This is a genomic window from Micromonospora pallida (assembly GCF_900090325.1).
Lineage (GTDB): Bacteria > Actinomycetota > Actinomycetes > Mycobacteriales > Micromonosporaceae > Micromonospora > Micromonospora pallida.
Map to the genome: position 1 here is coordinate 1,430,434 of NZ_FMHW01000002.1, position 14,119 is coordinate 1,444,552.

Annotated in this window: 13 protein-coding genes; 11 read left to right on the forward strand and 2 right to left on the reverse strand. The window is 72.6% G+C overall.

Annotated elements, in window-relative coordinates; all coding sequences use genetic code 11:
- Positions 1-13: 13 nt before the first annotated feature.
- The 6 genes from GA0074692_RS06285 (at position 14) to GA0074692_RS06310 (ending at position 6,133) form a co-directional block, all read left to right on the forward strand.
- The gene (locus GA0074692_RS06285) at positions 14-916 is read left to right on the forward strand and encodes a carbohydrate ABC transporter permease (RefSeq protein WP_091640328.1); all 903 of its coding nucleotides are present in this window, start codon (positions 14-16) and stop codon (positions 914-916) included.
- A complete protein-coding gene (locus tag GA0074692_RS06290) occupies positions 913-1,818 on the forward strand; it encodes a carbohydrate ABC transporter permease (RefSeq protein ID WP_218106580.1) in 906 nt (301 codons plus the stop codon). Before GA0074692_RS06285 ends, GA0074692_RS06290 begins: the two co-directional genes overlap by 4 nt.
- Complete coding sequence (locus tag GA0074692_RS06295) at positions 1,815-2,825, forward strand: hydroxyacid dehydrogenase (protein ID WP_091640330.1); 1,011 nt, start codon at positions 1,815-1,817, stop codon at positions 2,823-2,825. Before GA0074692_RS06290 ends, GA0074692_RS06295 begins: the two co-directional genes overlap by 4 nt.
- Positions 2,826-2,924: 99 nt before the next feature.
- Positions 2,925-3,806 (forward strand): Gfo/Idh/MocA family protein, encoded by an 882-nt coding sequence (locus GA0074692_RS06300; RefSeq protein WP_091640332.1) that lies wholly within the window; start codon positions 2,925-2,927, stop codon positions 3,804-3,806.
- Positions 3,807-4,052: 246 nt separating this feature from the next.
- Positions 4,053-5,069, forward strand: a complete 1,017-nt coding sequence (locus tag GA0074692_RS06305; RefSeq protein ID WP_091640334.1) for an NAD-dependent epimerase/dehydratase family protein — start codon at positions 4,053-4,055, stop codon at positions 5,067-5,069.
- A gap of 8 nt (positions 5,070-5,077) precedes the next feature.
- Positions 5,078-6,133: a dihydrodipicolinate synthase family protein gene (locus GA0074692_RS06310; RefSeq protein ID WP_218106581.1), complete on the forward strand. Its 1,056-nt coding sequence runs from the start codon at positions 5,078-5,080 to the stop codon at positions 6,131-6,133.
- A 65-nt stretch (positions 6,134-6,198) separates the two neighbouring features.
- Here GA0074692_RS06310 and GA0074692_RS06315 read toward each other — a convergent pair whose 3' ends face one another.
- Entirely contained in the window at positions 6,199-7,419 is a 1,221-nt protein-coding gene (locus GA0074692_RS06315; RefSeq protein WP_091640336.1) for a response regulator, read from the reverse strand.
- A gap of 80 nt (positions 7,420-7,499) precedes the next feature.
- Here GA0074692_RS06315 and GA0074692_RS06320 point away from each other — a divergent pair, with 80 nt between their 5' ends.
- The 5 genes from GA0074692_RS06320 (at position 7,500) to GA0074692_RS06340 (ending at position 11,858) form a co-directional block, all read left to right on the forward strand.
- Positions 7,500-8,672, forward strand: coding sequence for a DegT/DnrJ/EryC1/StrS family aminotransferase (locus GA0074692_RS06320; RefSeq protein WP_218106582.1), 1,173 nt, complete (start codon positions 7,500-7,502; stop codon positions 8,670-8,672).
- Positions 8,669-9,631 carry a dihydrodipicolinate synthase family protein gene (locus GA0074692_RS06325; protein ID WP_091640341.1) on the forward strand — a complete coding sequence of 321 codons (963 nt, stop codon included), beginning with the start codon at positions 8,669-8,671 and terminating at the stop codon, positions 9,629-9,631. The genes GA0074692_RS06320 and GA0074692_RS06325 overlap by 4 nt, the downstream gene beginning before the upstream one ends.
- Entirely contained in the window at positions 9,628-10,365 is a 738-nt protein-coding gene (locus GA0074692_RS06330) for an amidohydrolase family protein (RefSeq protein ID WP_176738330.1), read from the forward strand. The genes GA0074692_RS06325 and GA0074692_RS06330 overlap by 4 nt, the downstream gene beginning before the upstream one ends.
- Before the next feature lie 40 nt (positions 10,366-10,405).
- Entirely contained in the window at positions 10,406-11,140 is a 735-nt protein-coding gene (locus GA0074692_RS06335) for an amidohydrolase family protein (RefSeq protein WP_091640344.1), read from the forward strand.
- Between the two features lie 145 nt (positions 11,141-11,285).
- Positions 11,286-11,858, forward strand: a complete 573-nt coding sequence (locus GA0074692_RS06340) for a hypothetical protein (protein ID WP_091640346.1) — start codon at positions 11,286-11,288, stop codon at positions 11,856-11,858.
- A gap of 118 nt (positions 11,859-11,976) precedes the next feature.
- Here GA0074692_RS06340 and GA0074692_RS06345 read toward each other — a convergent pair whose 3' ends face one another.
- Positions 11,977-13,935, reverse strand: a complete 1,959-nt coding sequence (locus tag GA0074692_RS06345) for a YncE family protein (RefSeq protein ID WP_141725183.1) — start codon at positions 13,933-13,935, stop codon at positions 11,977-11,979.
- Positions 13,936-14,119 lie beyond the last annotated feature (184 nt).

Consider the following 14,119-nt stretch of genomic DNA (forward strand, 5'->3'; position numbering starts at 1 on the left):
GAAAGGTTGTCACATGGTTGCATTGCCGGCGAATCGCCGACGACGCGTCCGCCGCCCGTCCGCCCGGGAGGCCGGCACCGCACTGCTCTTCGTCCTGCCGTTCCTGGTGTTGTTCGCCCTGTTCCGGTTCGGACCGGCGATCGCCGGGGTGGTCCTCGGCTTCACCGACTACACCATCGGAGGCGACACCGCCTTCGTCGGTCTGGAGAACTTTCGGCGGCTGGTCGACGACCCGACCTTCTGGTCGGCGTTGCGCGTGACGGTCGTCTTCACCGCGCTCTCCGTACCCCTGTCGATGCTGGCGTCGCTCGGCATGGCCCTGCTGACCCGGCGCGCCTTCCGCGGCGTGAAGCTGTTCCGGTCGGTGTTCTTCCTGCCGGTGGTGACCAGCCTGGTCCTCGCCGGGGTGATCTTCACCTGGGTCTTCTCCGAGGGCGGTCCGTGGTCCCAGGCGATGGGCGCGCTCGGCCTGCCGCAGGGTTCCTGGCTCGCCGACAGTGTGCTGGTCATCCCGGCCGTGGTGCTGGTCTCGGTCTGGTCCCGCTTCGGCTACGGCATGCTCATCCTGCTCGCCCGCCTGCAGGACATCCCCGCCGAGCTGGAGGAGGCCGCGCTGACCGACGGCGCCTCGGCCTGGCAGCGGTTCCGCTACGTCACGCTGCCGCAGCTCCGACCGGCGCTGTTCTTCGTCGCCATCATCGAGACCACCGTCGCCGTCCAGGTCTTCGACATGATCTACGTGATGACCAGCGGCGGGCCGGTACGGGCCAGCTACAGCCTGGTCTACCTCCTCTACGACCAGGGCTTCAAGTACTTCGACCTGGGTTACGCCAGCGCCATCGGGGTCGCGCTGTTCGTGATGACGATCGTGGTGGCGCTGATCCAGCGGTTGACCCTCGGGAGGGAGGAAAAGTGACCGAGACCGTTACGCCGGTGCCCGTCGCCGTCGCCGAGGCGACCGTCGCGCCTGGTCGCGGACGACGCCGGAGGTACCGGGCGGGTCGGCCCGGCCGCGGCTGGCTCGTCACGCGGACGGTGCTGCTGCTGGTGGGCGCCGCGATCACCCTCTTCCCCTTCTACGCGATGGTCGTGCTGTCGTTCAAGCCGACCGGACCGGTCACCTTCCCGGACAGCCTGCTGCCCTGGCCGTTCTCCACCGAGGCGTACGACCAGGTCGTCGGGGCCAAGAGCGTGCTGCGCTGGATGTGGAACACCATCGTCTACTCGGTGGTGTCGGTGGTCGGCGTGCTGCTGTTCGCCTCGATGGCCGGCTACGCCTTCGCCAAGAAACGGTTCCCGGGCAAGGAGACGCTGTTCTGGTCGTTCCTGGCCATGCTGATGGTGCCGTACCACGTCACGATGATCCCGACGTTCATCATCATCAGCGAGCTGAACGGGGTGGACACCTACTGGGGCATGATCGTGCCGACCCTGGCCAACGCCCAGGCGGTCTTCCTCATGCGGCAGTTCATCGCCTCGCTGCCCGACTCGATCTTCGAGGCGGCCCGCCTCGACGGCTGCTCCGAGTGGCGGGTGTACGTCTCGATCGTGTTGCCGCTGATCAAGCCGATCCTGGCGACCCTCGGGGTCTTCGTCTTCCTCTGGCACTGGAACGACTTCCTCTGGCCGCTCATCGTCGGGCAGAGTCTCGACATGCGGACCCTGACCACCGGCATCGCCTCGCTCCAGCAGGAGAGCGTCCCGTTGAACGTGCTGCTCGCCGGCTCGGTGGTGGCGTTCGTGCCGATCTTCATGGCGTACCTGGTCGGGCAGCGCTACTTCCAGGAGGGCGTCGCGACCACGGGCATCAAGGGGTGAGCGGCACGGTCATCGCGGTCGCGGCATCACCGCAGGTCCGCGCGCTGTTCCTCGACCCCGCCGGCATCGCCGCCCTGGCCCGGTCGGGCGCGGTACGGCTGCCGCCACCCGGCGCCGACGTCGGGGACCCGACGGTGCTCGCGGCGCTGCTCGCCGACGCCGACGTGGTGGTCACCGGCTGGGGCACCGCCCCGCTGACCGCCGGGGTGCTCGCCGCCGCACCCCGGCTGCGGCTGCTCGCGCACACCGGGGCCAGCGTGAAGCCGTTCGTCACCCCGGAGAGCTTCGCCCGGGGCGTCCGCGTCACCCAAGCCGGCGACGCGATGGGGTACGCGGTGGGGGAGCAGGCCCTCGCGCTCACCCTCGCCCTGCTGCACCGGCTGCACCGCTTCGACCACGCGCTGCGTACCGGGGTGGACTGGGCGACGGCGAAGGCGGCTCCGCCCCGCCGGGAACTACGCGGCGCGACCGTCGGGGTGGTCGGCGCATCCCGCACCGGACGGGCGTACCTGGGGCTGGTGCGCGCGCTCGGCGCGCGGGTGCTGGTCAGCGACCCGTACCTGTCGTCGGAGCAGGCCGACCTGCTCGGCGTCGAGCGGACCGACCTGGCCGACCTGCTCGCCCGCTCCCGGGTGGTCTCCCTGCACGCGCCGGTGCTGCCGGAAACCACCCGCATGATCGGCGCGCGGGAGTTGGCCCTCCTGCCCGACGGCGCCCTGCTGGTCAACACCGCCCGCGCCGCGTTGGTCGACGAGGCCGCGCTGCTGGCCGAACTGGCCACCGGGCGGATCGACGCCGCGTTGGACGTCTTCGACGCCGAGCCACTGCCGGTCGACCATCCGCTGCGGGCGCTGCCGAACGTGCTGCTGACGCCGCACGAGTCGGCGGGCACGGTCGAGTCCCGGCGGCGGGCCGGGGACATCGTCGTGGCGGAGGTCGCCCGGTTCCTCCGGGGTGACCCGTTGTGCCACGAGGTCACCCCGGACCTGCTCGCGCAGACCGGCTGAGGTCGTCGGAGTCCTGAGGCTGACCTGCGGAATCCCGGCTCCTGGCCACGCTGACCTGCGGTGGCGTGGTCGGCGGCGGGCTGGGTAGCCTCTGCGCTCATGCGCATCGCCCTCGCCGGACTCGCCACCAGCCACCCGTACACCGACGCCCGGACCCTGCGGAACGTGGCGGAGCTGGTGGTGTGGGAGCCCGACCCGCAGCGGCTGGCCCGGTTCCGGGCCGAGCAGCCGGATGCCGTGGTGGTCCCGGACCTCGACGCGCTGCTCGCCGCCGGTCCGGACGGCGTGGTCCTCACCGTGCCCACCTCGGACGTGCCGGCGGCGCTGGGCCGGATCCTCGACCGCAAGCTCCCCTGCTTCGTCAACAAGCCCGCGGCGGCCACCCGGGAACAGTTCGACCGGCTGGAACAGGTGGTGTCGCGCTCGCCGGAGCTGGTGCTCACCTCGTCCGTGCTGCGGTTCGCCCCGGAGTTCGTCGGGTTCGACGTGCCCCGGGATCAGGTGCTGGCGGTCCGCGCGACGGTGCGACACGACGTGGGCCTCTGGGCCACCGGCTACAACCCGTGGCAGGACGACCCGACGGTGGGCGGCGGCACGCTGGTGATGATGGGCCTGCACGGGGTGGAGCTGCTGGTCGCGCTGCTGGGGCCGGCGGTCCGGCTGGTCGGCGCCGCCGGCGCGGTACGCCACCACCACGGCCTGCGTTCGGAGGACACCGGCGTGCTGGCCCTCCGCTGGGACAACGGTGTGCTCGGCACCGTCGAGGTGCTCGGCGTCAGCGAGGGGGAGTCGTACGAGGTGACCGTCCACACCGTCGCCGGCGAACGGCGGGTGGTGCTCCGCGGCGGCGCGGACGAACTGGGCTTCCGGTCCACTGTCGACGCCTTCCTCGCCATGGTGCACGGCGCGCCGAGCCCGGTGCCGTGGGCGCAGACCCGCGCGGTGCTCGACGTCCTCACCTCCGCCCGCGCGCTGGCCTGAGCCCCCGGCTCGACGTCCTCACCTCTGCCCGCGCGCTGGCCGGAGGCGTTCCCGGCCCGGCGGCCCGCCCCGGGAACGCCTCCGGTTCGCCTCGGCGCGCGTCCGGCGGGGCTGTCGCGCGGCGCGGTCGCGTCCGTAATCGACACGGGGTTGTGTTGCCGGGACGGAAGCAGGACTCCAAGACCTTGACGCCCCTCTGTGCGGAAGTTACGGTCATGACCGTTACTGAGGAAGGGGTGCTCTGGCATGCGTACGGTGGCGGAACTGGAGGAGCGGCTCTCGCGTCCGCGGGACGTCCTGGTGGACGACCTGCGCAAGCTCGACGGCGACATCCTCGTCCTGGGCGCGGGCGGCAAGCTCGGTCCGAGCCTGGTCCGGCTGGCGCTGCGCGGCGTCGCCGCGGCGGGCACCGGCGCGCGGGTGATCACCGTGTCCCGCTTCTCCGAACCCGGGCTCGCCGACGCGCTGCGCGCCGAGGGCGCGGAGGTCGTCGAGGCGGACATCTCCGACGACGCCGCCTTGGCCGCGCTGCCCGACGCGGCGAACGTGCTCTTCCTGGTCGGGGCCAAGTTCGGCACGTCCGGCCGGGAGCACGCCACCTGGGCCACCAACGCCTACCTGCCCGGCCGGGTCGCGCAGCGCTTCGCCGGCTCGCGCATCGTCGCGCTGAGCACCGGAAACGTCTACCCCCTGGTGCCGGTCACCAGCGGCGGCTGCGTCGAGCAGACGCCGGTCGAGCCGGTCGGCGAGTACGCCATGTCCTGCCTGGGCCGCGAACGCGTCCTGACCCACTTCTCCCTCCGCGACGACACCCCACTGGCGCTGATCCGGCTCAACTACGCCGTCGAGATGCGCTACGGCGTCCTCGTCGATGTCGCCGCCGCGGTCCTGGCCGGCCAGCCGGTCGACGTCACCATGGGCCACGCCAACATCGTCTGGCAGGGCTACGCCAACGAGGTCACCCTGCGCGCCCTGCACCACACCCGGACACCGCCGTTCGTGTTGAACCTGACCGGGCCGGAACTCGTCTCCATCCGTCAGATCGCCACCGCGCTCGCCGCCCGGATGGGCCGCGAGGCGCACCTCACCGGCACCGAGGCGCCGACCGCGCTGCTGTCCAACGCCCAGCTCTGCCACCGGCTCTTCGGCTACCCCGACGTGCCGGTCGCCGAGCTGATCGACCTGACGGCGGAGTGGGTCGCCGACGGCCGTCCCCTGCTCGGCAAGCCGACCGGATTCCAGCGCCGCGACGGCAACTTCTAGGAGAGATCGTGTTGACCGCATCCCAGACCCGTCAGAGCGAGGCCCTGGCCCGGTTCGCGCGGGGCTGTGTCATCCCCGCCCACCCGCTCGCCCTCGACGCCGACCGGCGGCTCGACGAGCGTCGGCAGCGGGCGTTGACCCGCTACTACCTCGCCTCCGGCGCGGGCGGTATCGCCGTCGGCGTGCACACCACCCAGTTCGCCATCCACGATCCCCAGGTCGGCCTGCTCGCCCCGGTGCTGGAACTGGCCGCCGAGACGGCCGCGGGTTCGGACGCCATCCTGGTCGCGGGGGCCTGCGGCGACACCGCCCAGGCGGTCCGCGAGGCCGAACTGGCCGCCTCGCTCGGCTACCACCTGGTCCTGCTGTCGCCGTACGCCCCGCTGGACGAGGACGCGCTGATCGAGCGGGCCCGCGCGGTCGGCGAGGTGCTGCCGGTGATCGGCTTCTATCTCCAGCCAGCGGTGGGCGGACGGGAGCTGTCCCGGGGATTCTGGTCCCGGCTCGCCGCGCTGGACTGCGTGGTCGGCATCAAGGTCGCGCCCTTCGACCGCTACCGCACGCTGGACGTGCTGCACGGCGTGTGCGCCGCCGGCCGGCAGGGCGACCTGGCCCTCTACACCGGCAACGACGACCACATCCTCGCCGACCTGGTCGCACCGCACCGGGTGGTCGTGGACGGCCGGCCGGTGGAGGTGGAGTTCGTCGGCGGTCTGCTCGGCCAGTGGGCAGTCTGGGCGCGTACCGCGGTGGACCTGCTCGACGACGCCCGGGCCGCCCGGGGCGGCGACGACGCGGCGCTGCGCCGGCTGCTCACCCTGGACGGGCACCTCACCGACGCCAACGCCGCCATCTTCGACGCCGCGAACGGCTACCACGGCTGCATCCCCGGCATCCACGAGGTGCTGCGTCGGCAGGGTCTGCTGGCCGGCCGCTGGTGCCTCGACCCGGCCGAGGAGCTGTCGCCCGGCCAGCTCGCCGAACTCGACCGGGTGCACGCCGCGTACCCGCACCTGCGCGACGACCCGTTCGTCGCCGAGCACCTGGACCAGTGGTTGTCCTGAGGTGACGTGGCCCGGTCCGTGTCACGGGGCACGGACCGGGCCCCCTGGCAGCGGGCTCGGACGGTTCAGAGGGTGAGGCGGTAGAGGGTCAGCGGGCGGCCGCTGGTGCCGGAGGCCAGGTTGCCGAGCCGTTCGGCCAGCCCGGCCAGTTCGAGGCGGTGCAGCATCCGTCGGGCGGTGCGCTGCTGCACCTTGAGATGGTCGGCCACCTCCCGGCTTGTCAGCGGCTCCTCGCCGGCCGCGGCACGGACCTCCCGCAGCCGCAGCAGCGTCGGCACCGACAGGCCGACCCGCTGCGCGATGACCGCCAGGTTGGCCTCGGCCGGCTGCGGCGTCGGCATGGTCGACTCCAGCACGATGTCGGTGTCGCCGCGCAGGGAGAGCACTGCCGTGATGGGCCCGACCCGGCGGGCCCGGCTCAGCGCGCGGCGCGCCAGGTTCTCCGCCTCCGCCGCGCTGCGGCCGAGGCCGAAGCCGATCTGGACGCGGTCGTGCCGGTCGGCGAGCCGACGCAGCATCGGCAACGTGGTGAAGCCCGCCGTCTCGTCGTGCAGCGGACCACGGGTGGTGACGATCAGATGCGTGTCCGGCGCGAACCTGGCCAGCGTGCCGCCGAGGGTGGCGACCTCCTTGAGCAGCCCGGCGTCGCCGTCGGAGAGGCTGGCCAGGCCGAGCGCGATCTGGGCGTCCTCCTGGGCCTGGCTGTCGGCGTGCAGCAGCAACTGGCGCAGCGCCGTGCGTACCGAGTGCACGGAGGGCGCGAGCCGGTACGCCGTCATCTCGTGGCGCAGCACCTCGTACACCGAACTGATGCAGGTGACGGCGACCTGGGCGCCGGCCCGGTGCTGCCGCCGGTGGAAGGCGACGACGTCGTCGGAGCTGAGCCCGCCCCGGTACGGCAGCGAGCGGACCCGGTCGACCGGCAGGCCCGCCTCGCCGAAGGTCGCCGCCACGTCCGTGCCGGTGACGGTGTCGATCGAGAGCCGGGTGACGTCGCGCCCGTCGCGCAGCAGCCGTACGGTGGCCTGCAACAGCGTGGCGCCGGTGTAGTCGACGAAGGCGGCCGGACGATGTAGGACGTTCGCCTCCCGGGCCAGGGTGTACGGCACGACGCCGGTGAACAGCCAGCCCTGGACCTGGGCGCCGTGCGCCTCCACCAGGGCCGGCGCCTGTGACTCGTGGTAGTAGTGCAGTCGGCGGGCCGTGACGCCCGGCTGCTCCTCGCAGGTGGCTGCCACGTCGTCGACCAGGTCGTGCGGCCCGACGACCCCGATCTCGATGCTCACAGCTGCCTCCTGAAGGGTTGCGTGTTCTGGTGGTCAAGATTACGGTCAGGCCCGGTATTCGTGAAACCCCGGGAGGATGCGTGTCGTTTCCCAGCATGGGCAGTGCCGACGGCCGGACCCTCGGCGAGGAGGAACTGGCCGGCGTCGCCCGCGTCCTCCAGTCGGGCATGCTCAGCTCCGTCTGGGGCACCGAGGTGAAGGCCCTGGAACGGGAGATGGCCGACCTGCACGGCGTCGCGCACGCCGTGGCCGCCAGCTCCGGTACGGCAGCCCTGCACCTGGCCGTCGCCGCCGTCGCCCCCGACCCCGGCGACGAGATCATCACCTCGCCGATCAGTGACTTCGGCACCGTCGCGCCCATCCTCGCCCAGAACGCCGTGCCGGTCTTCGCCGACGTCGACCCGTACACCGGGAACCTGGACCCGGCGGCCGTCGCCGCCGCGATCGGACCGCGCACGAAGGCGATCCTCGCGGTGCACCTCTTCGGCGCCACCGCCGACCTCCGCGCGGTGGCCGACGACGCCGGGGTGCCGCTGATCGAGGACTGCGCCCAGGCGTGGCTCGCCCGCTACCCCGACGGCACCCTCGCCGGCACCGCCGGCACGATCGGCTGCTTCAGCCTCCAGCAGTGGAAGCACATCACCTGCGGCGACGGCGGACTGACGATCACCGACGACCCGGTGCTGGCTCGGCGGATGCGGCTCTTCGCCGACAAGGGCTGGCCGCGCGACGGCGGCCGGCAGCACGCCAGCCTCGGCATGAACTACCGGATGACGGAGCTGGCCGGCGCGGTCGCCCGCGCCCAGCTCGCCAAGCTGCCCGGCGTGCTCGCCGACCGGCGCCGGACCGCGGCCCGGCTGCACGCCGCCCTGGCCGACCTGCCCGGCGTGCGCCTGCCCGCCGACGTCGACGCCCACGCCTGGTGGCTCTTCCCGATCGTGCTGGACCCGCCGCTGACCAACCGGGCGGTCGCCGCGCGGCTCGCCGCCGCCGGGATTCCGGCCCGCGCCGGCTACCTCGAGCAGCCGCTGCACTGCGCGCCGGTGCTCACCGAGGCCCCGGTGTACGGCGGCACCCGCTACCCGCTCACCGCGCCGCCCGCCGACAAGGTGCCCACCTACGGGCCGGGCCTCTGCCCGGCCGCCGAACGGCTGATCGACTCGACCCTGCTGGTCGTCGACTGGAACGAGCGGTACACCGACGACCACGTCGACGAGATCGCGCAGGCCGTCCGCGCCGCCGTGACAGCATGATCATCGCCGATACCAGGGCGTCGCGTCCCGCGGAGCTGGCCCCGGCCGCCGCCGCGCTGCGGGACCGGCTGCGCTGGCGCCTCGTCGCCGCCGCCGCGACACCCATGGACGCCGCCGGTGCGATCGACCCCGCGCTGCTCGGCCGCTACCTGCGGGGGCTGGTGGACGACGGCGTGGACGCCCTCGCGGTACTCGCGCACACCGGACGCGGCCCCCACCTCGTCGAGATGGCCCGTGAACTGGTCACCCGGTGCGCGGTCGACACCGGCGTACCGGTCATCGTCGGAGTGGGCGGCCGGCCGGGGGAGCGCACCGACCAGGTCGCCGCCGAGGCCGCCCGCGCCGCCGACCTCGGCGCGGCCGGGGTGCTGGTCTTCCCGGTCGAGGCCGACCCGCTCGCCCACCACGACGCGATCTGGCGGGCCGCCGGGCTGCCGATGCTCGCCTTCGACCTCTACCTGCGGCCCTACCGTCCGGCGGACCTGGCCGACCTGCTCGCCCACCCCGGCGTCGCCGGGGTCAAGGTCGCCCGGCTGCACGACGCGGTGGCCTGCCAGGCGGCGCTCGCCTCCGCCCACGCCGCCGACCGTCTCGCCATCACCGGGGAGGACCGCATGTTCGGCCCGTCCCTCATGTGGGGCGCGCAGGCCGCCCTGGTCGGCCTCGCCGCCGCCGCGGTGCCCGTCACCGCCGAGGTGCTCCGGGCCTTCGCGGAGCAGCGGTACGCCGACTTCGTCGCCGCCTCCGCGCGCCTGGACCGGCTCGCCGAGGTGACCTTCACCGAGCCGATGGAGGGCTACGTGCGCCGGATGCTCTGGATCGCCGCCGCCGAGGGACGGATCCCGGCCGCGTACGCCGTCGACCCGTACGGCCCGGTGTTGCCCGCCGACGACCGGGCCCGGGTGCTCGCGGTGGCTCGCCGTGGTGCTGGGGCTGGTGGCCCGGCGGGGCGGCCGTGACGGGCCCGTTCACCGCCGGCGACCTGCCCACCGTCACCCTCGACGTCGACGTGCTGGTCGGCCGGTACGCCGACCGTCCCGGACCCACCGGCGACCCCCGGCAGGTGGCCGCCGCCCTGGCCGCCAACGGGATCGGCCGGGCGGCCGTGGCCAGCCTGCGGGCCGCCCTGTTCGACATGACCACCGGCAACGACGAGGCGGCGGCCCTCGCCGGCCCGGACGTGCTCCCGGTGGGTGGAGTCGACCTGCGTGACCCGCTCGGAGCCGAGCGGGAGGTGGTCCGGCTGGCCGAGCGGGGCTTCCGCGCGGTGCGGCTCTTCCCCGACGAGCAGAAGGTCGAGGCGGACTTCCCCTCCGTGCGGCACGTCGCCCGCCGCGCCACCGAGGCCGGGCTGGTCGTGCTGACCGGTGGCGACGTCCGCCGGTTCTGGCGTCCGCTGGCCGGGGCCACCGTCGTCTTCCTCGACACGCACTTCTACCACCTGGGCGACTTCGTGGTGGCCGCCCGTGACGAACCGGGCTTCCACACCTCCACCCGCCTGCTCAACTCGCCCGACGCGCTGGAGACCGTCGCGGAACACCTCGGCGTCGAGCGCCTGCTCTACGGCTCCCGGACGCCCTGGTACGAGGCCGTCGTGCCCCGGCTCCGGCTGGCCCGCAGCGGCCTCACCCCGGCCGAGGTGGCCGCCGTGGCGGGCGGCAACGCCCAGCGGATCCTGGAGCCGCCGACATGATCATCGACGTGCACGCCCACTGGATCCCAAGGCCGTCAGCATGATCATCGACGTGCACGCCCACTGGGGACCGTGGTTCTTCAGCATGGACGTCGGCGACCTCGCCACCAACCTCGCGGTGATGGACCGCTACGGCATCGACCTCGCCGTCGTGTCGGCCACCGAGGCGGTGATCTACGACGTGACCGCCGGCAACCGGGCGATGGCCCGGACGCTGGAGCGCAGCGAACGGCTGCTCGGCTATCTCACGGTCAACCCGCGCCGCCTCGACGACGCCGAACGGGACCTGCGCGAGCTGCTGCCCACCGGACGCTTCGTCGGCGTGAAGATCCACACCGACTACGCCGACTCCCCGGTGACCTCCCCGCAGACCCGGGCGGCGCTGGAACTGGTCGCCGCGCACGACCTGCCCGCCCTGGTGCACACCTGGAACGCCACTCCGCTGGACCTGGCCCAGGCCTGCGTGGACATCCCCACCTTGCGGGCCATCGCCGGGCACATGGGCGCCAACGGCTGGCGGCACGCGATCGAGGCGGCGAACGCGGTCGACCGGCTCTGGCTCGAACCGTGCTTCTCGCACACCGAGGCGGGACGCTTCGCCGCGGTCGCCGCGGCGGTCGACCCCCGGCGGCTGCTGTTCGGCACCGACGCCACGCTGATCGACCCGGCCGCCGCGTACGGGGCGGTGCTCGCCGCCGACCTGGATCCGGAGCTGGCCGAACGGGTCGCCTGGCGCAACGCCGCCGACCTGTTCCGCCTCGACGTCACCGGTTGAGGTCACCTGCCGACCCGCACCCGCATCGACCACGGTCCGAAAACCCCTTTCGGTCGCTCCCGTATGGCCTGGGACACTACGGATCACGGGGAACTCCGCCGTCTATCGGATCCACACCGGTGACGACCTCGACGCCGCGTCCGCCATGGCCCAGCGCCTGCTGGCCCTCGCCTGGACCGGCTGCGGCTGCCCGAAGGACATCCTGGCCCGCGTGGAAACCGACACGCGGGGGCTGGACCGTTACCTGGGCGTCGGCCCCGACGTGTCGCTGACCATTCCGGCCGCCCTGCTGCAGCGGACCTGGAGCGTTCTGGAGCCTTGGCTTCCGGCGGACGAGCGGCCGAGCGTCGGGCGGGACGGCAGCGCGTACGTGATCACGGATCTGACGACCGAGGTCGTGGCGGCGCTCCGGCAGGTCCCGCCGATCCGCGCCGAGATCCTCATCCACGAGCATCCGCTGCCGAACGACCTGGCCGACACCATCCTGGCCGCCGTGGCCACGGACCGCGCGTCGATCTCGTGGGACGTCTGCTGGCCGGGTAACCACACCCGGACTGGCTTCCAACTCGCCATCAACGGCGTGGAACTGTGGCACACCCCGGCGCCGCCCGGCCACAGCCTCTACGTCCACGTGCATCCGGCGCGGCCCGACCTCGCGTACGACCTCGCGGCGGCGGTCGGGGGCCAGGTGTTGGGCGAGCCCGCGCTGGGCTGGTGAGAACAGCAGGGTGAGGGCGAGCTGGCGGCTGAGGAAGTGGTGTCGTACCTGCTCGGGTGCCGTCTGTTCGGCGTCGGGCCGCGTCCCGCTACCGGAACGCGTCCCCCACCCTGTTGCGCTACTTCTTTGGCAGGGGGAAGTGGGCCAGGTCGTTGCCGAGCATGCCCCAGGTGGACCTGCCGTCCGGGGTGAAGTGGAACGACGGGTTGTTGTACCAGCCGCGCGGCACGTTGTCGTACAGCGTGGTGACCTCGCCGCCGGGGACGGTCGGCAGTTCGCAGATGTCGTTCGTCCAGTGCACCCAGGAGAAGACCCGACCGTCGACCCCGTTGAACTGGCCGTAGCCGCCGAGGTCGCCCTCCATCACGATGGTGCGGGTGTGCAGGTCGTAGGCGAACCACGCGCCGCGCGGGCGGCGGCCCATCGCGTAGAGCAGGTTGCCCACCACGTGGAGGCTCTCGTACGACAGCCAGTCGGGCTTGATCTCCTCCCGCCACAGCAGCTGTCGCGTGACGATGTCCACGGCCGCCACCTGGGCGACCTTGCGGATGGGCCCGCTGGTGCCCTCGCCGTATGTGTCTCCGACGATGTACGCGGTGGTGCCCTGCACGACGACGTCCATGACGCTCTGCTCGGGCAGGAACTCCCGGTGCGTGTCGAAGGTGTTGTCGGTCAGGTCGACGAAGGTCAGCGCGCCGGTGTGCTTGGTGGTCTGCGGGCTGGACGCGACGATCAGCTGGTTGCGCGGCTTGTCGTGGTGGATCCGCTTGGTGCGCAACTGCTCGTTGCCGAGCAGCCCCAGCACCGTGATGGTGTAGCTGTCCGGGTCGACCGAGACGATCTGCGTGCTCGGGTACAGGCCCGCGTACACGACGCCGGCCTTGCCCTCGGCCATCGCCTTGACCTCGCCGTTGATGTCGAAACGGTCGCTCGTGCCGGTCTCGGGGCGGTGCACCGTCATGGCGTAGTGCCCGCCGACCCAGATCGTGTTACGGGTGTGCCGCATCATCGACTGGATGGTCTCCGGGTAGCCGAAGCCGCGGGTGGCGGTTTGCCACACCGTCGCCGGGCCACCGGGGGTCGCCTTCCACACGTGCCCCAACCCGCTGACGCCGAGCAGCGCCCCACCGGGCAGCGGGGCGAGCAACTGGTTCTCCACGTCGGCGAGGGGCTGGCCCACCTTGGTCAGGCCGTCGGGCGTCACCTCGTACAGGTTGGTGGTCAGTCGGCACAGCGCGTACACCTTGCCGTCGCTGCCGACGGTGACCTGGTCGACGTAGCGGTCCTCCACCGGGATGTCCCGGGAGACCCGCTCGGAGCCGTCGCGGCGGAAGGAGATCAGCTGTCGGCCGCTGGCGACGTAGATGATCCCGTCCTTGACGGTCATGTCGAGGATGCCCACGGGGGAGGAGCTGAGGTGCGGCGTCAGGTTGGTCGGTGTGCCGCCGGCCTTCGGCCAGACCAGGAGGGTGCCGGGGGCGGCCGAGCCGCCGTAGACGTACTCGTCGTCGACCGCCACGGCCGCCGCGTACTGCGAGGTCGAGATCCGGCCGTACGTCTCGACGGTGGCGTCGGCCAGCCGGATCCGCTTCACCGTGCAGTCCGGGTACGTGCCGACGTACAGGTGCTCTCCGTGCACCACCATGTCGTAGTACCAGGTGGTCGCCCCGCCGGCCCGCGCCCAGGCCACGACCTCCCGGGTCTGTGGGTCGTACCGGTAGACGTGGGCGCTGCCGGCCGGGCCGATGTAGACGTACCTGCCGTCCGCGGCGGCCTTCTGGCCACCGTTGCTGGGAATCACCAGATCCACGATGGCGTGGTTCTCGCCGGTGTGGACGTCGAACTCACCGAGGCGCATCTTCCCCTCGGGGGTGTTGAAGCGTGAGGTGATGAAGACACGGTCGCCGACGACGGCGGCACCGCGTACAGCGGCGGTCAAAGAGGCGGGACCGAAATTGGTCGGGGTGAGGGCGTCGTCCGCCGCAGCGGCCGGCGAGGAGAGCACGCCCTGCCCGACTGCCAGGGAAGCCGTGGTGGCGGCGCTACCCGCGAGGAGTGCTCGACGGCTGAGGGGCATTGGCGTCTCCGTTCGTCAACACTATTACGGCCCGGACCCTAATGAGCGACGTGGAGCCCGTCAAGGGTGCACACGAGCGCCGCCCACAGCCACCCCGCCCGGGAGCGCAACCATGCGTCGATCATGGAGTTGTGGCGCCTGACGAGTGATGATTGTCGGATTTCGGCGGTGCCCAAAGTCCATG